The following is a 20,070-nucleotide window of genomic DNA, read 5'->3' as shown; positions in this document are numbered from 1 at the left end:
CGCTCCTAGTATGTACGTGCTTTAGGTGGGAAAGCTTCACGCAGTTTCGGCGCGTAGTTTACTTCACGTTTGCTCATTTCATCCGTTACAGGATTGAAAATTGAGTGACATAGCCAGTTTTCGTCATCACGATCTGGGTAGTCGAAACGAGAGTGAGCACCACGGCTTTCTGTACGGAAGTTTGCAGCTACTGCAGTTGAGTAAGCTGTTTCCATCAAGTTATCAAGCTCTAAACATTCAATACGTGCTGTGTTGAATTCAGTTGATTTGTCATCAAGACGCGCATACTGAAGACGTTCACGGATTTCTTTAAGCTCTTTAAGACCTGTTGCCATTGCTTCACCTTCACGGAATACCGAGAAGTTAAGTTGCATACACATTTGTAGATCTTTCTTGATTTGAACAGGGTCTTCACCTTGGCCAACTTTAGAGCTTTCCCAACGATTAAAGCGTGCAAGCGATGCTTCAAGGTCTGAATCAGACGCATCTTTACCTGCTTCAACACCGTTTAGGTATTTGCCTAAGAAGTTACCAGCAGCACGGCCGAATACAACTAAGTCAAGTAGTGAGTTACCGCCAAGACGGTTAGCGCCGTGTACAGATACACACGCAATTTCACCAACAGCGAATAAGCCTTCAACAACTTTTTCTTGGCCATTTGCATCAATTTGTAATGCTTGACCATTTACGTTAGTTGGAACACCACCCATCATATAGTGACATGTTGGGATAACTGGAATTGGCTCTTTAGCAGGGTCAACGTGTGCGAATGTTTTCGCAAGGTCACAAACACCTGGAAGACGAAGGTTTAGAGTTTCTTCACCTAAGTGGTCAAGCTTAAGCTTGATATGTGGACCATAAGGACCATCGCAACCACGGCCTTCACGAATTTCTGTCATCATTGAACGAGCAACAACGTCACGCGATGCTAAGTCTTTCGCATTAGGTGCATAACGCTCCATGAAACGTTCGCCGTCTTTGTTTAGAAGGTAACCACCTTCACCACGACAACCTTCCGTCACAAGTACACCCGCACCAGCAATACCGGTTGGGTGGAACTGCCACATTTCCATATCTTGCATTGCAACACCCGCGCGTGTTGCCATACCAACGCCGTCACCTGTATTGATGTGCGCGTTAGTTGTTGATGCAAAGATACGACCTGCGCCACCTGTTGCTAAAACAACCGCTTTAGATTTGAAATAAACAACTTCACCTGACTCGATGTCGATTGCTGTACAACCAACAACGTGACCGTCGCTGTTTTTAACAAGGTCTAATGCATACCACTCAGAGAATACATTTGTTTTGTTTTTAACGTTTTGTTGGTAAAGACAATGCAATAATGCGTGACCAGTACGGTCAGCTGCGGCTGCAGTACGTGCAGCTTGTTCACCACCAAAGTTTTTCGACTGACCGCCGAAAGGACGTTGATAAACACGGCCATTTTCAAAACGAGAAAATGGTAAGCCCATGTTTTCTAATTCAGTAATAGCTTCTGGGCCTGTTTTACACATATATTCGATAGCGTCTTGGTCACCGATGAAATCGGAACCTTTAACCGTATCGTACATGTGCCATTCCCAGTTATCTTCATGTGAGTTACCCAGAGCTACCGTAATACCACCCTGTGCAGACACAGTGTGAGAACGTGTAGGGAAAACTTTTGAGATAAGTGCACAGGTTTTGCCTGACTCAGTGATTGCAAGTGCTGCGCGCATACCTGCACCACCGGCACCAATCACTACAGCGTCAAATTCACGAACAGAATAATTCACTTAAACACCCCATAAAACGATTAGACCTATTGCTACGTAAGCAACGGCCATAAGGTTTAATACAAAGCCTAAAACAGCACGTAATTTAGCGCATTTAACATAGTCAGTTAATACTTGCCAAAGGCCAATACGGGTGTGAACCATGATGCAAACAAGGGTAATTAGTGTAAACCCTTTCATTGCTAGGTTTGAAAATAGGCCTTGCCAGGCTTCAAAAGTGACTTCGGGTGTACATAAAAAATAGCCAACAATAAAAATCGCGTAAGCGCTGATAATTAAAGCGGTTGTACGAAGTGATACGTAATCTTGTACACCATCACGTTTAAGAGTTGCTTGATTTAAAACCATATCCACACTCCTGCTAGAATTGCAGCAACAACGCCTAAAGCCATTGCAACTTTAGCGCTGAAGTTACCTGATTCAAGTTCTTCCCAGTGACCCATATCCATAATGATATGACGGATACCACCAATTAGGTGATACGCCAATACAGAAATGGTACCCCACGCTATGAATTTGGCAATGAATCCGCTGAACAGACCCTTGACGAATTCAAAACCTTCAGGAGAAGAAAGAGACTCAGACCACGCCCAAATGACAAACGTTAAAGCAAAAAATAATGCAACACCGGTGACGCGGTGAAGAATTGATGCTTTAGCCGTAGCCGGCATAGATATAGTTGTTAGATCTAGATTTACAGGTCTTTGCTTTTTCACAGTTACTTGCCCATCTTGCCCACTTAGGGGCTCATCTACTTGTTTTTCTAAAACCCATCAAAATGAATTTCGATGGAACTATCTAAGTAAACCGTGTTAATACACAAAAAGTTCACACTGGTGCAAAACTCAAATGTAAAAATAAAGTTTACCTACAGACAATACGGTATAAAACCTTGGATAGTATATATAGCCAATGGTCTTTTTACAATTCTTGTTTAGTAAGAGACGTTTGCGAATTAGCCAATGGTATAATATTTAATCCTGACAGAATATTTATTATCCTTTTATGCATACTATTTATAAAAATTGACTTTACACCCCTCTTTCACGTTAAAATGAAAAGAATGTGCTTAAACAGATTCAGAACATAACAATCAGAGTTGTTATCTTAATAGGAGATAAATAGATGGCGGATAAGAAAGCCACGGTCCATATTGATGGTCTTGATCCAATCGAACTTCCAATTTACCAAGGCACTGCTGGCCAAGACGTAATCGACGTACGTACGTTAGGTTCTCATGGTTATTTCACTTACGACCCAGGTTTCATGTCAACGGGTTCATGTGAATCTTCAATCACTTACATCGATGGTGGTAAAGGTGTTCTTTTACACCGTGGTTACCCAATTGAACAATTAGCTGATGAATCAAACTACATCGAGCTTTGCTATTTGTTACTTAATGGTGAGTTACCGACTAAAGAACAATACGATGCGTTTGCACAAGAAATCACGCACAACACAATGCTTGATACCAAAATTGCAAACTTCTTCCAAGGTTTCCGCTTTGATGCTCACCCGATGGCAATGCTATGTGGTGTAGTAGGTGCACTTTCTTCTTTCTACCATGAAGATTTAGACATCACTGATGCAACACAGCGTAAAACTAGCGCGATTAAGTTAGTAGCTAAGTTACCGACAATCGCAGCAATGGCTTACAAATATAACGTTGGTCAACCGTTTGTTTACCCACGCAACGATTTAAGCTTTGCTGAAAACTTCTTACACATGATGTTCTCTGTGCCTGCTGAAGAATACAAAGTGAGCCCAGTTTTAGCTAAAGCAATGGACAAAATCTTCATGCTTCACGCTGACCACGAGCAAAATGCGTCAACGTCTACGGTTCGTTTAGCGGGTTCATCTGGTGCAAACCCTTACGCATGTATCGCTGCTGGTATCGCATCACTGTGGGGCCCTGCACACGGCGGTGCTAACGAAGCATGTCTTAACATGTTAGAAGAAATCGGTTCTGTTGACCGTATCGACGAATACGTTGCTAAAGCGAAAGACAAGTCAGACCCATTCCGTCTTATGGGCTTTGGTCACCGTGTTTACAAAAACTTCGACCCACGTGCGACGGTAATGCGTCAAACATGTCATGAAGTATTAGCAGAGCTAAACATTCAAGATCCATTGCTTGATATCGCAATGAAACTTGAACAAATCGCGCTTGAAGACCCGTACTTCGTAGAGAAGAAACTATACCCTAACGTAGATTTCTACTCAGGTATCATCTTAAAAGCAATCGGTATCCCGACTAGCATGTTCACAGTAATCTTTGCTATGTCTCGTACTGTTGGTTGGATCTCTCACTGGGATGAGATGCTATCTCAACCTGGCCACAAGATCAGCCGCCCACGTCAGTTATACACTGGTGAAACATCACGCGATTACGTACCAACAGACAAGCGTTAATACGATTTCGTGTTTAAAAAAGGCCGCTAAGCGGCCTTTTTTATTGCCCACCACTTGTCTATTTGTGCAAAGTAATTAAAATCGTCGCATTCTTGTTGTTTAGGCTTATCCATGTTTGATTTCGAAACTATACGCGCCGACTTTCCTTTACTCACACAGACAGTAAATGAATACCCATTAGTGTATTTAGACTCAGCAGCTACCTCGCAAAAGCCTCTATCAGTTATCAAAGCCTTAGAAAGCTATTACAGTGCTGAAAATGCCAATGTTCATCGCGGTCGCCATTTTCTCAGTGAGCATGCGACACGTCGCTATGAAGATACACGAACAGCAATCGCAGAGTATTTCAATGTACAGCGTACCGAAATTGTTTGGACTAAAGGGGCAACCGAATCACTAAACTTAATTGCAAACGGCCTAACTTCACACCTAAAATCAGGCGATAAAATAGCGATTTCAGCGATTGAGCATCACGCTAATATCGTTCCGTGGCAAGAACTTGCAAAAAAAGTAAATGCAGAGCTCATTATTTTGCCCATTACAGCTGATTTAGTCTTGGATAGTAATGAATGTGCTGCATTTATTCGCGAGCATAAACCGAGCGTTGTTGCTGTAACCCATGCTTCGAATACATTAGGAAATATCACTGACTTAGAGCCAATTATCACTGCTTGCAAAGAAGTTAATGCGACTTCTGTTATTGATGGCGCACAGGCGGCGATGCATTTAAGACCCGATTTAAATAAACTCGATTGTGATTTTTATGTTTTCTCTGCACATAAAATGCTGGGCCCAACAGGATTGGGGGGGCTTTATGGTCGTTACTCACGCTTAAATACGCTTGATGTCTATCAAACAGGTGGCGAAATGATTGAGACTGTAAGCTTAACACACAGTACATTTCGTGATGCGCCAGGCAAATTTGAAGCGGGTACGCCACACATTGCAGGCGTAATCGCCTTTGCCGAAGCAATCGCTTATTTAACAGCACTTGATTTCAATGGAATGCGTCAACATGAGCATACAATTTTCAATTATGCGATAAAACAATTATCAACCATTGCGGGGATTACTATTTATTCGCATAAAGAAAATAACATTGGCAATATCAGTTTTAATTATCGTGATGAGCATCCATTTGATTTAGCAACGCTACTGGATGGTTACGGCATAGCTGTTCGTAGTGGCCATCACTGTACCCAACCAATTATGAGCAAATTAGGCATTCCTGGCACTGTAAGAGCGAGCTTCGCACTGTATAATTCACTTGACGATGTTGATGCGTTTATTAAAGCACTCAAGCACTGTATAGAACTATTAGATTAATGTTGGATATATTATGAATTCACCTTTTCACACCGTGACTCAAGACATCGAGAATGCAAATGGCTGGCAACAAAAATATCGTCAAATTATGCTGTTAGGTAAAAAGCTACCGGTCATGCCCGATGTTTTAAAAGTTGATGATGCGCTTGTAAAAGGCTGTGAAAGTAAGGTATGGCTTTATATTGATTTTGACCACTCCGAAAACAGCCTAGTGCTTGCGGGTGATTCTGATACACGTATTGTTAAAGGGTTACTGGCCTTAATTTTGGCCTTATACAATGGTCTAACACCCGAGCAAGCAACTCAAATTAATGCCTATAACGAATTTGAACGACTTGGTCTAATTAGCCATTTAAGCCCATCACGCGGCAACGGCATAAAAGCCATGGTTGATAAAATTCAAACTATGGCTCAGGAAAAGCGCTAAAAAGCGCTATTTTAAACTTCGCTGTTTTTTATCCAGGTATTTTCTAATTGCTTTGGCTGCAACAAAAAAGCCAAAGCTACCCGTTACCATGGTTGCTGAGCCAAAACCGTTGTTACAATCCATGTTCATCGAGCCATCTGCGCCTTGTTTTGCTTGACACACTTCACCGTCGGACGTTGGATACACTAATTGTTCGGTTGAATAAACACAATCAACATTAAATTTTCGCTTAGGGTTGCTACTAAAGTTGTACTGTTTTCTGAGAATATAACGGACTTTTGCAAGCAATGGGTCATGGGTTGTTTTAGCAACATCACCAAAACTAATTTGGCTAGGATCCGTTTGCCCCCCAGCACCACCGGTTGTAATAACAGGTAACTTGACTCGCTTACAATGGGCTATCAGTGCCGCTTTTTCTTTTACTGCGTCAATACAATCAATTACATAATCAAAGCCCTGAATGTGCTCACGAATGTTATCTAGAGTAATAAAGTCATCAATGACATTGACTTTAATATCTGGATTAATTAATTCACAACGCGCTTTCATCGCGTCTACTTTAGCGTCACCAATCGTGCCAGTTAAAGCATGTATTTGACGATTAACATTCGTTGCGCAAATATCATCTAAGTCAATCAACGTCAATTGACCTACCCCGGTGCGTGCTAATGCTTCAGCAGCCCAGCTTCCAACGCCACCAATACCTATGACACAAAAATGTGCTTGCTGTAACCAATCAAATTGTTGATGGCCATATAAGCGCTTGATACCACCAAAGCGAATGTCTTGTGTTGTTTCTTTCATTTACCAATCCAACGTCCAAGGAGTCAGCCACTCTTTGAATTCGTCTGCGTTAAAAACTTCATTGAGATATGCGCCTGTCGTATGCGCACAGCGATATTCTTTTAGTTGACCTTGATACATAAATTGCAGGGCATATGCATGCAAATTAGTACGTTCATCTGGCGTACCAGCATAAGTAACGTCACCCAATATAGGCGCACCAATGCTTTTCATTGCCACTCTTAATTGATGCGTCTTGCCAGAAAAAGGTTTTAATAAGTATGCGCGCAGGCCGGGGCGAATACTTTTTGAATAAAAGCGCGTGATAGCTGGGTTTTCTTGGCTTTTTAGCAACTTAAACGCACCTCGGCGACTTTTTTGCATATCACCTTTGATCCAGCCTTGCTTTTTTTTAGGTTTTTCATCACTCACAGCAAGGTAAAATTTATTCACTTGGTGCGCAGTGAAAAGCGATGTAAATTCTGCTGCTGCCTGCTTGTTTCTGGCTAAAATAATTAACCCTGACGTTACTTTGTCTAGCCGATGAACAGGAAACAGCTTTTCATTCACTCGTTGCTCTGCAAGTACAACAAACCCTGCACAGTCTTCACTGTGAAAGCTAACGCCCGCAGGTTTGTAAAAAACAAAAAAGTCATCTTCGCTAGCGTGAAGGTGAACAGCGTGAACATCAGTCATTGCACTCGTTGCTCAAAGCGGCTATTACACGTGTGAGATCGTCGGGTGTATCAACACCGGCTTGAGGTTCACACACAGCTCCTGCAATTTTAATGCTATAGCCGTGGTATAAAACACGTAACTGTTCAAGTGACTCAAGTTGTTCTAAACGCGATTCAGGCAATGCGATATATTGCTGAATGAAGCCAGCACGATACGCATAGATACCAATATGACGCGCATAATCAGCCAGATTTAGCGTGCTGTTATCGTCGTTCATCATTGCATCGCGATGATAAGGAATAGGCGCCCGTGAAAAATACAGTGCGTTTTGCTCAGTATCACTGACAACTTTGACACAATTCGGGTTAAATATATCATCAGAGTCAGTTATTTTAGCACTGAGCGTTGCCATCGGTGCATCAGATTCAGCCAGTAACTTTGCCACCTGACTGACGTTTTCACTGGCCAATAATGGCTCATCACCTTGTACATTGACGACAATCGTGTCACTGGCAAGGTTTAGCTTTTCAACCACTTCGGCAAGTCGTTCTGTACCCGATTGATGGTCTTCACGTGTCATTAATACGTTATCTGTAAAGCCCTTTACAACATCAAACACCGCTTGATGATCGGTGGCAACATACACAGCACTTGCACCTGATGCAGCCGCTTTGTTGTAAACATGCTGGATCATGGGTTTACCACATATGTCAGCTAAGGGTTTACCCGGTAAGCGGCTAGAAGCATAGCGTGCAGGAATGACAACTACGAATTCCACTTATCAACCTCTTCTTGGCTTAATTCACGCGCTTCGTTTTCAAGAAGCACAGGGATATCATCTTTTATTGGGTAAGCTAATTTTGCAGCAGTACTTATAAGCTCTTGATTTTCTTTATCTAAGCGCAACTTACCTTTACATACTGGGCAAGCAATTATTTCAAGTAATTTTGTATCAAAGGCCATGAAGGATCCCTTTTTGTTTTAATAATGAATGTAATTTTTCAATAACAGCGGCAGTCGGCCTTGCATCAACAGGTAGATAATACCAATTAGGTTTAGCAAAACTAAAGCACTTTACTGCGTCTTTTTCAGTCATGAACACGGCATCATTTTCAAAGTCCGAAAAATCAGTCGGTTGATAGTTATAATGGTCTCGAAAATGGTGTGTCGAAAGCAGGTCTATGCCTTGTTGCTTAAGGCTTAACTCAAAGCGTAAAGGATTACCAATTGCACTGATAGCGTGCCCGGTATTTAGCGTATCTGATACGCGTTCAAAGGATGCAACCGATCTAAATTGGCTGGGTACTAAGTCATAGCGGTAGTTTGTCGCCCCACCATTCTCTACCACAACATCAACTGACTTTAAACGCGCTTTAGTTTCTCTTAGCGGGCCTGCAGGCATCAAAAATCCATTGCCAAACTGGCGTTCACTGTCGACAATACAACACTCAATATCACGCGCCATTTTATAATGCTGCATACCATCATCTGAAATGATGATATCAATAGCGTGTTCTTGTTGCAGCTTTTCAATACTCGCTTGGCGATTGGGTCCTACCATCACCACGCATCCTAGCCGACGTTGAATAAGTACAGGTTCATCACCCGCTTCACTTGGGGTTGTTTTTTGTGTGACTAACAGCGGATAACTCGAAGACTTACCGCCATATCCACGGCTGATTACCGCGACCTTTAAACCCTGCTGTTGTAAGTACTCAGCGAGCCAAATAACAAAGGGGGTTTTACCATTACCACCTACGCTAATATTGCCAACGACAATGATAGGAACATTGGCCTTAAACGCCTTGAGTATTTTGAGCTTATAGAGACTAACTCGTAAGGTTGAAATTAGCCAAAAGATACAGCTCAAAGGTAAAAGCAGCACCGTTAAAAAGCGGGGCTGTTTGTACCAGCTTTGTTCAATCATACTCACTATTGTTCACCAAATTGCATCTTACAAAGCGCAGAGTAAGTACCGTTTTTTTCTAGCAGCTCGTTATGAGTGCCCTTTTCGATTACTTGGCCATTATCGATAACATAAATACAATCACTGTTTTCAATCGTTGATAAACGATGCGCAATCACGATTGATGTCTTCTCTTTCATTAAAGTATCAAGTGCCTGTTGGATCAGTTTCTCTGACTCGGTATCAAGCGCTGAAGTTGCTTCATCAAGAATCAAAATAGGTGCATCTTTTAAGATGGCTCGCGCAATGGCAATACGCTGACGTTGACCACCCGATAACATCACACCATTTTCTCCTACCAGGGTATTTAAACCCTCAGGTAAGTCTTTTACAAACTCCCAAACATGGGCCTGCTTGGCAACAGCAATTAATTCATCTTCAGTCAAACTTCTGTCTAACCCATAACAAATATTGTTCGCTATCGTGTCGCTAAACAACACGACTTGCTGAGAGACCAATGCAAACTGTTTACGAAGATCCGTTAGCTTGTAATCGGCAAGTGACACACCGTCGAGTAATATTTCGCTTTCACCTTCTAATTCATAATAACGAGGTAATAAATTAGAGATTGTAGATTTACCCGAGCCTGAGCGCCCGACCAATGCAATACTTTCACCGGCATCAATGCTGAGTGTTAAGTTTTTAAGAACAGGCTCTTCTTTAGTAGGGTAACAGAATGTCACGTTTTTAATTTCAATGCGGCCTGTTACCTTATCTACTGTATATGTACCTGTGTCTTTTTCGATTTCTTCATCAAGCACTAAAAATATACTTTGTGCAGCCGAAATACCTCGCTGAAGGTCGCTGTTCACATTAGAAAGTTGCTTTAAGGGTCTTAACAACATCATCATAGATGAAATTAATAACACAAAATCACCTGAGCTTATCGTGTCAATCATCGACGGCATCGATACAACCCATAAAATAACCGCCATCGCACTGGCTGCTAATATTTGTATAATCGACACGCTTAAAGCTTTCGTCGCATCCATTTTAATGCGTTGCTGGCGGTTGTGGTTGTTAATTGCAGAAAACTGAGCGATTTCTTGTTGTTGTCCACCAAAACCATGGATCACTTTATGGCCTGACAACATTTGCTCTGAAGTACGGGTAACTTGACCCATTGCTGATTGAATTTTTTTTGAAATCATTCGAAAACGTTTAGATACAAACGCAACAATCACTGCAACGAGAGGAATAATCACTAAGAAAATAAGTGATAATTTCCAGCTAGTATAAAACATATTAAACAATAAAAAAACAACAAAGGCGCCCTCTCTCACCACAATTAATAATGCTTTGGTAATCGCTTGCTGTACTTGTTCTGTATCAAATGTGATCTTTGATATTAAGTCACCATTCGAATTTTTATCATGAAAAGAAACGGGTAAATGTAAAATATGTTCAAATAACTGTTGGCGTAATGTACGCACGACTTGTGAGCCAACATAACTCAAACAATACGATGACATGTAGTTGAACATCCCACGTCCCAATACCAGTGCAACAACGACAAATGGAGCATATGTTAACACCTTCGAATTACGGGCATTTAACCCTTCATCAATGAAAGGTTTCATTAAGTTGATAAACAAGGCGTCCATTGCTGAATAACCAATCATGCCCACGATTGCAAAAAACGCGATTAATTTGTAATCACCGACATAACTCACTAATCGCTTATAGATTTGGGTTGTAGTTTGATCCATAACACTCTCTTATTCATAGACTTCGACTATTGTAGCCTTATGACAGTAAAAACAAAACGCCAATCTTATTCAAACCAGTAACTTTCCTGCTCACGGGCGAATTCTAAACGGTATGACTGAGGGTAAAATTCTATTCTTATGTGTCCATACTCAGCTGTGGTGTATTGTGGTATGTCACGGTCATTGTATCGCTTAACGACATCAGAATGAGGAAACGACCATTGTCCTTGGTAGGCAGATGAATGAAGTACAATCTCAGGATTTACAGCATCGATAAATAGGCCACTTGAAGATGTATTGCTACCATGATGGGGACTGATAAGAATGGTCGCATTTAAATCAACTTCCTGACTCACTAACTGCTGTTCAATGAATTTAGAAATATCGCCAGTCAATAACACGCTATGCTGGGGATTGCTTATTTTTAAAATACAGGAGCGGTCATTATTATTATCATGATTCGAGTCGGCTGTAAGCGAAGTGATATTGAGGTTTTCAAATTTAAAATGCTGAGACAAACATGGCAGTTTGATTCCACTGGGATGAAACTTTTCAAACGTAGCAGTGTAACCTGCTTGTTTCCAACTCGTCAGTCCTCCCGCGTGATCATTATCTTGATGACTTATAATAGTCGCCACAACTTCTAAGTTTTGTTGTCGAATATTTGCAACGAGTACTGAATTTACATAATCATAACGCGCAAAGTATTGCGGACCTAAATCATACACAATGGCTTTATTATTGGTGCTTATCATCGCCATTAGACCATGCCCTACGTCAAATAAATCTAATTGAAATAAAGGTTTTGGTGTCAGCAACCAGTCAATAATAAAAATAAAGCTCGGGATTATACTAAAGCGTTTAAATGGGCTAAACAGCCCAATTAACAAGGTACAATACAAGTACAACAATGATTTAAAACCATTAATCCTCACATCAATCCAACGCCAATCATGAGGCGTTGAAATAATAAACTCAAAGGAGCTGTAAAATACAGCATCGAACAGCTTAAAAACGTAACTTGTATCAACAATCATAGACAACAGCGAATACATTACTAAGAGCGGCATAACCACTAAACTAATCAATGGCACAGCTATCAAATTAACTAAAAGCCCAATGACACTGACTCCGTCGAAAAAATATAACGACAAAGGTAAAAGCCCCACAAAAAGCGCTCCTTGGATCATAAACAGCTGAACACTGTGCTTTATTAAACCGTTTTTTATAGTTAGAGGCTGGTTAATCACTAAAAAAATAATGGCAACAGCAGTAAAACTAAAATAAAAACCAGGATTGAGTAGTGAAAATGGATTCATGACCAACACCACTGATAAAGCAAATAAGATACTTCGCCACTGCAGAGGATTTTTAGCTAAAAGGTAAATTATTAAGTAACAACCCAACATCACCAACGCTCGGGTTGCAGATACAACAAAATCGCTTAAGTAAACATACAAAAATGCACAACAGAACCCAAACACCACAAAAAGTTTACTAAGTTGCATGCTTTGTTTAATAGCAATCTGAGTACACATAAACACCCATTTGCAGGTATAAAAACCGAGCGTAAATATCAGACCAATATGTAGTCCCGATATCGCAAGTAAATGACTGAGCCCCAGTTCGCGCAAATGAGTTTTATCGACTGACGAAATTTTACTTCTGTCCCCTGTTAATAAGGCATAGTACATCCATTGTAGTTTCGTACCCGCGGTAATATCACTGATATAAGATTGATAGTGTGACCTGATCGCAGCGCTACTTGTACTGCTTAAATGATGTGTTTTGCCAACTGTTCTGCCCTTATAAATAATTCGCTCTGTGAACGCAAAGCGCTCACGATTAAAGCTGTCAAAGTTTTTAACAGTTCGAAATGCTTTTAATTTAATTTGGCTTGTTAACAAGCTTCCCACATCTAGTTGCTTTTCAGTCGTAATACTTAGCATCGCTAAAGGGGCTATAAACCGAGGCAGCGAGCAGCCTTGAACATTAATCAAGCGTACTTTGGCATAATAAGGCGATGCAACAGAGTGAATTGAAATAATCTGTAAATGAGCGTCAATGGGTTTGTCTATTTCTATTTGGCATAAACTGGCTGAGTAAAAAATAAGATAATGAAAGATTACGATAAAAATACCACAAATAAACCCTGACAATACCGACAAAAAAGGCTTAAAATAGAGACTCGCTAAAATGACAGCAAAACTCATTATATAGAACGCCGCAGTGTTCAGTGTGTAAACGGTTATAAAACACCCCAACACAAAGCCACTGCATAACCAAATAGATGTAAATGGTTGCTTTAGATGGCTAAAAAAACGATCCAACGGTTTTTACCCGATCATAACAAGGTAAGAGATCATAAATATTTAAGAATTTTTGGTCGTTTATTACATGACGCCAACTTATGGCACTTAAATAGACGCTCCGCTCGGGGTGCTTTTGCGGTAGGTTTGTTTTTTGCTTTCATCCCTGTTCCTTTTCAAATGGTTTTAGCTGCCGCCTTGGCAATTCCATTACGTGTTAACTTGCCTATTTCTGTTGCAACAGTGTGGATCACTAACCCGTTGACAATGCCCCCTATCTTTTATTGTTCATACATTGTTGGGACTATAGCCCTTGCTCAACCCACTCAACATTTCCACTTTGAGCCAAGTTGGCAATGGTTTATAGATAGCCTCACTACGATTGGACCCGCTTTTTTAGTCGGCTCATTAATTTGTGCTTCAGCGGCATCACTTGTAGGCTATTTTGCCATTGATATGCTTTGGAAGCGCTCAGTGCGAAAAGCGTGGCTACACCGTCATAAATAAAGCAACAACAAAATACTAAAAAACATACCTTTCAGTATAGACAAAAAACCCAGCTTAAAGCTGGGTTTTTTCTGTTAATTATCGCGTAGTTAATTATTTCTTACTGAACACGCGGCGCACTGCAGCAAATGGCAACAGTAAAAACGCAAACCACGGAAAGCTTGCAGATTGGCGTTCATATTGCTCAACTTCTTCAGCCGGGCATTCCTCTACACTGCCACTAATAGGTGTTAGTTTTACAGCTACCGTAACACTCTCGTGTTCGATGTTGCCATCGACATCACGCACTACATTACCAAACGAATCTGTTTTCTCAACCGTTTTAGTCGCAACACCGAAAATTTCGTTATTGTTGTTGATTGCTTTCGCTTCAGCTATTTTATAACCAAAACGTGTTTCACCATCCGCTTCATAGCACGGTAATAAGTCATTTAAGTTAACAATTTTATCTTCACCAATGGTGTACATAAAACCTTCACGGCGACGTGTAGACGAATTAAAAATATCGGTTTCACCTTCACCGACAATAATACCATTATCGTTTATGTCATTAGCAATTGAGTTTGAACTTGCAAAGTAGTCGCTTGGGAATACAACAGTGTCATTTTGCTTGTCATAATAATAAAACTTAGTTGTTGTTCTACCCTCAATACGCTTTGAAGCATAACCAACAATAATGTCATTGTCATTCATCGACAGCACTTGGCCTAATTGCCAATCATCGTCCTGATTGATAAATTCTTTGACTTCTCCGTTTTCGAATATAACCGGCATCGTGGTGCGTCGATCTGTGTCTTTGTATCGCACTTCAGACATACCCGCAATTAACCCATTTTTGTTAATCGCATAAGCGCCACTTTTAAAAGCGAACTTTTCATCGTCTTTGGGGGTTAAACCTATACCCAAAATTTCAGTATTCGTGATGTTGAAATTATTATCTAATGTCCATTTAACGGCACGTTTATTGTATATTCCATTATTGTTATTTCGTTCAATACTCTCAACACAATCTGAAACAGGCTCGTCTTCACCATCACACCTGTCGTCGATATTTTCTTGGCGATCTTCTGCAATGTCTGTCGACACGGTACCAACAACTTCGTAACCAAGCTCTGTTTTAACAATATCATAAGCAGCACTAAAACCGCCAAATTCATCAAACTCAGGCGTAAGAGGCACTTTTACACCATCAGCTGAAATCACCACTCCCCGTCTAATAAAATCACGTAAGAAATGTGTCTCCGCTTCGTCTTCATCAGCTTGTGTAAAAGATGTTTTCTCGTAAGGAGCACTGCCCCAACCCGCCATAACACCGTCTTCAGCAACCGCACTTAAGTAGTTAGATGTAGAGCGTGTTAAACCATCATAATCCAATGATTGTTCATCAAAAATAACTTGTTCAGTTGACCCCTCAGCGCTATAGACAGTGGCAATTGCACTCGCTAATTTCTGATACTCGGAATCCACAGAACGGCTATCACTCGCTAAAAAACGGATCATAAACGTATGCGCATCGGCATTGGTATTTACGGCATCGTTATTTTCAATGTCATCAAGTGTAAACGTAATTTCTTTATCAATTAGTTCAAATCTGTCTTTTTCGCTTTCGTAAGCAGACTTAATAGCATTGTCATCAAAATCAATATAAGAAATATCAATTGGTAATCTGTAAACACCATTACTTAAACCAATAACATGACCATTTTCGCTAACGTCTGTTACATAATTCAGTTTTGCGCCATCTAAGCCACCAAGCTCTGTTAGCTTATAGGTCGCGCTCATCGCTGAGGTACTTAAGGTGGCTAAAATACTGGCAGCGAGTAGTTTATATTTCATTTTAATCCTTACTACTGATTCTTTAAATCTTCGAGTTCTTCCCAGCGCTCAAATGCGGCTTCAAGCTCAGACTCTAACTGGGCTAAATGGTTCAATGCTTCTGTTGTAATTGCTGCATCTTGCTTAAAAAAGTCCGGATCACTAACCACAAGTTGCTGAGCATCGAGCGCTTTTTCAAGTTGTTCCACTTTACTGGGTAATTCTTCTAATTCAAGTTTTAATTTGTAAGAGAGTTTATTGCTCTTCTTTTGTGTTTTATCATTGCTCACACCAGCAGACTTTTCTGGTTTCACTTGTTGTTGCTGTTGTTTTTGCTGTTCGGCTAAATATGCGGTGTAGGCTTCATAATCGCTGTAACCACCCACAATATCACTTATTTTACCATCACCCTCGAAGGCCCACACGGAGTTACATGTATTATCAATGAACTCACGGTCGTGACTTACAATCAAAACAGTTCCTTGGTATTGGTTAATAATATCTTCCAATAGCTCGAGTGTTTCAATATCTAAATCATTGGTCGGTTCATCCAGAACCAAAATATTTGAAGGCTTTAAAAATAACTTCGCGAGTAATAAACGGTTTTTCTCCCCACCTGACAGTGCTTTAACAGGCGTGCGTGCACGAGCTGGCGGAAATAAGAAATCTTGCAAATAACCCAACACATGACGTGAACGACCGCCCATCATCACTTCTTGTTTACCTTCTGCTACGTTATCTTGCACTGTGGCTTCTTCATCCAATTTCTCGCGATATTGGTCAAAATAAGCAAATTCAAGGTTTACACCTTGCTTAACGGTACCTGCATCAGGTTGTAAATCACCAAATAGAATTTTTAATAATGTTGTTTTACCGATACCGTTAGGACCGACAAGACCAATACGATCACCACGCATAACAAGAGTAGAGAAGTCTTTAGCAATCACTTTATCTTTAAAAGCGTGGGCAATATGCTTCGCTTCAAAGACTAACTTACCAGAGCGCTCTGACGTTTCTATATTGAAATCTGTTTTACCCACTTGCTCAACACGTTGTTGACGTTCTTTACGAAGCGCTTTTAACGCACGCACACGTCCTTCATTACGTGTTCTTCGGGCTTTGATCCCTTGACGGATCCACGTTTCTTCTTCTGCTAAACGTTTATCAAAAAGGGCATTCTGCGCTTCTTCTACTTTTAAATCATGTGCTTTTTGCTCTAAGTAGGTGGCATAATCCCCAGGATAAGAGACAAGTTTACCGCGGTCTAAATCAAGAATCCGCGTTGCAACAGCACGTATAAAGGCACGGTCATGTGAAATGAAAACAATGCCACCTTTAAACTCTTTTAAAAATTGCTCAAGCCAAATAACACTGTTCATATCCAAGTGGTTGGTTGGCTCGTCAAGCAATAACAAATCGGGTTCGCTTACTAAGGCTCGCGCTAAGGCAACTTTACGAAGCCACCCGCCAGATAATGACTCTAATTTAGCTTCAGGTGCGAGCTCTAAACGTGACAAAACCAGTTGAATACGCGTATCAAACCGCCATCCATCCACTGTTTCAAGTTGATTTGATAAACGTTCAAGTTTATTCAGCAACTTGTCATTGCAGTCGGTTTGCATTTGATTACTGACCTGATGATAATCAATTAATAGCTGAGCTATATCTGGCATGCCCTGGGCTACGTAGTCAAATACAGTACCTTGAGCACCTTTTGGTGGATCTTGCTCTAAACGAGAAATGCGGATACCACCTAGCTGGTTTATCTCACCATCATCTAGGGTAACTTGCCCATCTAACACTTTTAATAACGTTGATTTACCGGCACCATTGCGCCCTACAATACACACTCGTTCACCTGACTCAATAACCGCATCAGCATCATCAAGTAAAGGATGTGTACCGTAAGCAAGCTGTGCTTTGGCAATTCTGATTAAATCCATCGTGACTACTACTCTTATTCTTAATTATCAGCAATAAATTTTGCTAACTGTAATTCATCAAATGGCCAATATAGTGTTTCACCATTTTCTTTTTTAACAACTGGAATACTCGTTTGATACGCACTGATTAACTGTTCATCGTCCATAATATCGTGCGCTACAAAATTTACCTTGGCAGCCACTAATAATTCATCGGCCAATTCACACAAATGACAACCATCTGTGTGATACAAAGTAAACTTAGCCATGAGTAATTAGCCAGCTATTATGAATTTGCTTATTACGCTTAAAGTCTGGAGATAAGGTATTCGCTGAAATATTTTCTGCTTTTAACCCTAAGCCCATCAGACCCACTTCATCAATTGTGAAACCGCGTTTGTTATTAGAGAAAATTAATGTGCCATTTGGACTTAGAATTTTCTTTACCCAAGTCAATAATTTAATATGGTCGCGTTGAACATCAAAAGCATCTTTCATGCGTTTTGAATTTGAAAACGTTGGCGGATCTAAAAAGATAAGATCATATTGGCCCTGCGCATACTCTAACCACTTTAAACAATCGGCTTGTTCAAAACGATAACGAGTATTACTAATACCATTAAGGTCAAAGTTATCTTGTGCCCATTTTAAATAGGTTTTCGACATATCAATCGTGGTAATCGCTTTTGCACCACCCAATGCAGCATGCACAGATGCACTACCGGTATAAGCGAATAAATTTAAAAAGCGTTTATCTTTCGCATTTTGCTGAATGTAGCGACGAGCCAAGCGATGGTCAAGGAATAAACCCGTATCTAAATAATCAAACAAATTCACTTTAAACTTAGCGCCAAATTCTTCAACCACTTGGGTGCGATTTTGTTTTGAAACTTTGGTGTATTGCTCTTCGCCTTTTTGTTTTTTGCGAACTTTTACTGCAATATTTTCAGCGGCTATATCTAATTGCTCAGCGGTTAAACTTATGACATCTTGCAAACGTTTTTGCGCTGTACTGTCATCAATTTCTTTCGGGGCGGCGTATTCGAAAATAACCGCGGCGTTATCATATACATCAACAGCGACGTTGTATTCAGGAATATCTGCATCGTAAACACGATAGCAACTTACTTCGTTTTGTTTTAGCCAATTTTTTAGGTTCTGCTTATTTTTCTTTAAACGATTAGCAAATGCTGTTGAACCTTCATAGTTAAGTGCAGGTTTATCTTCTTTACTTAATTCAACTTGTTTATCGTCCAGTTGATAGAGATTAAGCACGACATCTAATGGGCCATTTTTAAACTTATAGCGTTTGAGTTTTACTAACTTCAATAATTTAAATAAGCTTTCATCTGTGCCTAATAAAGCTAACTTCCAATGATTAAAGTGCTTTTTAAAGCCCACACCTAAACTACGATGCAAGTTAACCAGCTCAGCCATTGAGCCGAGTCGCTCGCCATAAGGTAAGTTCGAAATCACAACACCGGGTAACTTAGCAACACTAGTCAGTTTTGTAGCATCACTTTGCTTGAACTTGATCACGCTTGCAAGGTCTGCTCGCTCAGCATTTTCTTGTGCTTTTGCAATAACAGAGGCATCAATATCATGACCAATTAACCACAATTTAGGCTCTGTAATTTGTGCCATTAATTCTGCTTTTAATTCTTTATACTTTTGAATTCGAAAACTAGGTAAGCGCTCAAATGCAAAGCCTTCGCGGAATAAACCAGGTGCTTCGTTTCGTGCCATACTAGCCGCTTCAATCAAAATAGTACCAGAGCCACAACATGGATCGAATAATGGTTGTTGAACATTTTCAAGCCAGCCACTGCGTTTTACAAGTGCAGCTGCTAAGTGTTCTTTTATGGGGGCTTTGCCTTGATCTTGACGATATCCACGTTCAGACAAACGAGGACCAGAATAATCAATATACAACGCCACACCATGACGGTTTAATCGTGCAACAACACGCACATTAGCATTGTATTTATCAACATTTGGACGCTGTTCGAACAAATCAGCAAAGTAATCAACAATTGCATCTTTTATTACTAAACCAGAAAACTGCGTGTTTTTTAAGTAATCATTCGTACCCGTAAAATCAACAGCGAATGTCTGTTTTGGCCCAAACCATTCTTGCCATGGCTGCAATCGTGCAAAATTATACAGGCTGTCTTTGTCTTTAACGCCTTCTTTCTCTTCTATCAACATTAGAATTCGCGTCGCAAACCGACTCGATAAACAAATTTTTTGTGCTAATAAGCTGTCAGCTTCAAAACGGACAGAACCAACAGTTTGCTTTGAGACTTCTGCGCCAAGCTCTGTTAACTCTTCAACAAGTAAATTTTCGATTCCGATAGAAGTAAGTGCGATAAATTGCAAAGTAAAAACCCTTAAATGCTAATTGCGCAGGATTATAGCATAGCTTAGCGAACAAAAAC

The 20,070-nt window shown here is 40.4% G+C and carries 18 protein-coding genes; 4 read left to right on the top strand and 14 right to left on the bottom strand.

The window, feature by feature from the left end; all coding sequences use genetic code 11:
* Positions 1-5: 5 nt before the first annotated feature.
* The 3 genes from sdhA to sdhC are packed head-to-tail and all read right to left on the bottom strand — an operon-like array spanning position 6 to position 2,494.
* Positions 6-1,778: a succinate dehydrogenase flavoprotein subunit gene (sdhA, locus tag IT970_RS07500; RefSeq protein WP_065979884.1), complete on the bottom strand. Its 1,773-nt coding sequence runs from the start codon at positions 1,776-1,778 to the stop codon at positions 6-8.
* On the bottom strand, positions 1,779-2,126 hold the full coding sequence (gene sdhD / locus IT970_RS07495; RefSeq protein WP_036968629.1) for a succinate dehydrogenase, hydrophobic membrane anchor protein: 348 nt from the start codon (positions 2,124-2,126) through the stop codon (positions 1,779-1,781). It lies immediately after the preceding gene.
* Positions 2,117-2,494, bottom strand: a complete 378-nt coding sequence (sdhC, locus tag IT970_RS07490) for a succinate dehydrogenase, cytochrome b556 subunit (protein WP_065979883.1) — start codon at positions 2,492-2,494, stop codon at positions 2,117-2,119. Before sdhC ends, sdhD begins: the two co-directional genes overlap by 10 nt.
* 409 nt (positions 2,495-2,903) lie before the next feature.
* On the opposite strand from sdhC, the gene IT970_RS07485 reads away from it, so the two are divergent.
* From IT970_RS07485 to IT970_RS07475, 3 genes are all read left to right on the top strand, one after another.
* Entirely contained in the window at positions 2,904-4,190 is a 1,287-nt protein-coding gene (locus IT970_RS07485) for a citrate synthase (protein WP_036968634.1), read from the top strand.
* Positions 4,191-4,301: 111 nt separating this feature from the next.
* Complete coding sequence (locus tag IT970_RS07480; RefSeq protein WP_074988255.1) at positions 4,302-5,516, top strand: aminotransferase class V-fold PLP-dependent enzyme; 1,215 nt, start codon at positions 4,302-4,304, stop codon at positions 5,514-5,516.
* A gap of 13 nt (positions 5,517-5,529) precedes the next feature.
* Entirely contained in the window at positions 5,530-5,943 is a 414-nt protein-coding gene (locus IT970_RS07475) for a SufE family protein (protein ID WP_074988256.1), read from the top strand.
* Positions 5,944-5,949: 6 nt separating this feature from the next.
* On the opposite strand, the gene tcdA is transcribed toward IT970_RS07475, so the two are convergent.
* The 7 genes from tcdA to IT970_RS07440 form a co-directional block, all read right to left on the bottom strand.
* Positions 5,950-6,747 (bottom strand): tRNA cyclic N6-threonylcarbamoyladenosine(37) synthase TcdA, encoded by a 798-nt coding sequence (gene tcdA, locus IT970_RS07470; RefSeq protein WP_036968641.1) that lies wholly within the window; start codon positions 6,745-6,747, stop codon positions 5,950-5,952.
* Positions 6,748-7,422, bottom strand: a complete 675-nt coding sequence (locus IT970_RS07465) for a TIGR01621 family pseudouridine synthase (protein WP_065979880.1) — start codon at positions 7,420-7,422, stop codon at positions 6,748-6,750.
* A complete protein-coding gene (gene kdsB / locus IT970_RS07460; RefSeq protein WP_036968651.1) occupies positions 7,415-8,182 on the bottom strand; it encodes a 3-deoxy-manno-octulosonate cytidylyltransferase in 768 nt (255 codons plus the stop codon). Before kdsB ends, IT970_RS07465 begins: the two co-directional genes overlap by 8 nt.
* Complete coding sequence (locus IT970_RS07455) at positions 8,170-8,367, bottom strand: Trm112 family protein (protein WP_036968654.1); 198 nt, start codon at positions 8,365-8,367, stop codon at positions 8,170-8,172. Before IT970_RS07455 ends, kdsB begins: the two co-directional genes overlap by 13 nt.
* On the bottom strand, positions 8,357-9,337 hold the full coding sequence (gene lpxK, locus IT970_RS07450; RefSeq protein ID WP_074988257.1) for a tetraacyldisaccharide 4'-kinase: 981 nt from the start codon (positions 9,335-9,337) through the stop codon (positions 8,357-8,359). The genes IT970_RS07455 and lpxK overlap by 11 nt, the downstream gene beginning before the upstream one ends.
* The gene (gene msbA, locus IT970_RS07445; RefSeq protein ID WP_065979878.1) at positions 9,337-11,079 is read right to left on the bottom strand and encodes a lipid A export permease/ATP-binding protein MsbA; all 1,743 of its coding nucleotides are present in this window, start codon (positions 11,077-11,079) and stop codon (positions 9,337-9,339) included. The genes lpxK and msbA overlap by 1 nt, the downstream gene beginning before the upstream one ends.
* Positions 11,080-11,144: 65 nt before the next feature.
* Positions 11,145-13,292, bottom strand: a complete 2,148-nt coding sequence (locus IT970_RS07440) for a DNA internalization-related competence protein ComEC/Rec2 (RefSeq protein WP_196857720.1) — start codon at positions 13,290-13,292, stop codon at positions 11,145-11,147.
* A 96-nt stretch (positions 13,293-13,388) separates the two neighbouring features.
* On the opposite strand from IT970_RS07440, the gene IT970_RS07435 reads away from it, so the two are divergent.
* Positions 13,389-13,895: a DUF2062 domain-containing protein gene (locus IT970_RS07435; protein WP_065979876.1), complete on the top strand. Its 507-nt coding sequence runs from the start codon at positions 13,389-13,391 to the stop codon at positions 13,893-13,895.
* Positions 13,896-13,988: 93 nt separating this feature from the next.
* On the opposite strand, the gene IT970_RS07430 is transcribed toward IT970_RS07435, so the two are convergent.
* Genes IT970_RS07430 through rlmKL form a run of 4 tightly spaced genes read right to left on the bottom strand, consistent with a single transcriptional unit; the run spans position 13,989 to position 20,011 of the window.
* Positions 13,989-15,731, bottom strand: a complete 1,743-nt coding sequence (locus IT970_RS07430; RefSeq protein WP_180311530.1) for a DUF3466 family protein — start codon at positions 15,729-15,731, stop codon at positions 13,989-13,991.
* 11 nt (positions 15,732-15,742) lie between these two features.
* Complete coding sequence (gene uup / locus IT970_RS07425; RefSeq protein WP_180311529.1) at positions 15,743-17,653, bottom strand: ATP-binding cassette ATPase Uup; 1,911 nt, start codon at positions 17,651-17,653, stop codon at positions 15,743-15,745.
* Positions 17,654-17,673: 20 nt separating this feature from the next.
* Positions 17,674-17,901 (bottom strand): glutaredoxin family protein, encoded by a 228-nt coding sequence (locus IT970_RS07420; protein WP_036968675.1) that lies wholly within the window; start codon positions 17,899-17,901, stop codon positions 17,674-17,676.
* Positions 17,894-20,011, bottom strand: coding sequence for a bifunctional 23S rRNA (guanine(2069)-N(7))-methyltransferase RlmK/23S rRNA (guanine(2445)-N(2))-methyltransferase RlmL (gene rlmKL / locus IT970_RS07415; protein WP_196857719.1), 2,118 nt, complete (start codon positions 20,009-20,011; stop codon positions 17,894-17,896). Before rlmKL ends, IT970_RS07420 begins: the two co-directional genes overlap by 8 nt.
* Positions 20,012-20,070 lie beyond the last annotated feature (59 nt).

The organism is Pseudoalteromonas sp. A41-2, assembly GCF_015767615.1.
In the GTDB taxonomy this organism is placed as follows: domain Bacteria; phylum Pseudomonadota; class Gammaproteobacteria; order Enterobacterales; family Alteromonadaceae; genus Pseudoalteromonas; species Pseudoalteromonas lipolytica.
Note: the sequence above shows the minus strand (reverse complement) of the source record. Positions and strands in the feature narration are given on the sequence as shown.

Bases quoted from the DNA above. Each gene is read 5' to 3' on its own strand.
- IT970_RS07455 (WP_036968654.1), bottom strand. From the start codon at position 8,367: ATGGCCTTTGATACAAAATTACTTGAAATAATTGCTTGCCCAGTATGT.
- IT970_RS07420 (WP_036968675.1), bottom strand. From the start codon at position 17,901: ATGGCTAAGTTTACTTTGTATCACACAGATGGTTGTCATTTGTGTGAA.
- IT970_RS07435 (WP_065979876.1), top strand. From the start codon at position 13,389: ATGGCTAAAAAAACGATCCAACGGTTTTTACCCGATCATAACAAGGTA.
- sdhD (WP_036968629.1), bottom strand. From the start codon at position 2,126: ATGGTTTTAAATCAAGCAACTCTTAAACGTGATGGTGTACAAGATTAC.
- IT970_RS07430 (WP_180311530.1), bottom strand. From the start codon at position 15,731: ATGAAATATAAACTACTCGCTGCCAGTATTTTAGCCACCTTAAGTACC.
- IT970_RS07485 (WP_036968634.1), top strand. From the start codon at position 2,904: ATGGCGGATAAGAAAGCCACGGTCCATATTGATGGTCTTGATCCAATC.
- IT970_RS07475 (WP_074988256.1), top strand. From the start codon at position 5,530: ATGAATTCACCTTTTCACACCGTGACTCAAGACATCGAGAATGCAAAT.
- IT970_RS07465 (WP_065979880.1), bottom strand. From the start codon at position 7,422: ATGACTGATGTTCACGCTGTTCACCTTCACGCTAGCGAAGATGACTTT.
- IT970_RS07480 (WP_074988255.1), top strand. From the start codon at position 4,302: ATGTTTGATTTCGAAACTATACGCGCCGACTTTCCTTTACTCACACAG.
- IT970_RS07440 (WP_196857720.1), bottom strand. From the start codon at position 13,292: ATGAGTTTTGCTGTCATTTTAGCGAGTCTCTATTTTAAGCCTTTTTTG.
- msbA (WP_065979878.1), bottom strand. From the start codon at position 11,079: ATGGATCAAACTACAACCCAAATCTATAAGCGATTAGTGAGTTATGTC.
- tcdA (WP_036968641.1), bottom strand. From the start codon at position 6,747: ATGAAAGAAACAACACAAGACATTCGCTTTGGTGGTATCAAGCGCTTA.
- uup (WP_180311529.1), bottom strand. From the start codon at position 17,653: ATGGATTTAATCAGAATTGCCAAAGCACAGCTTGCTTACGGTACACAT.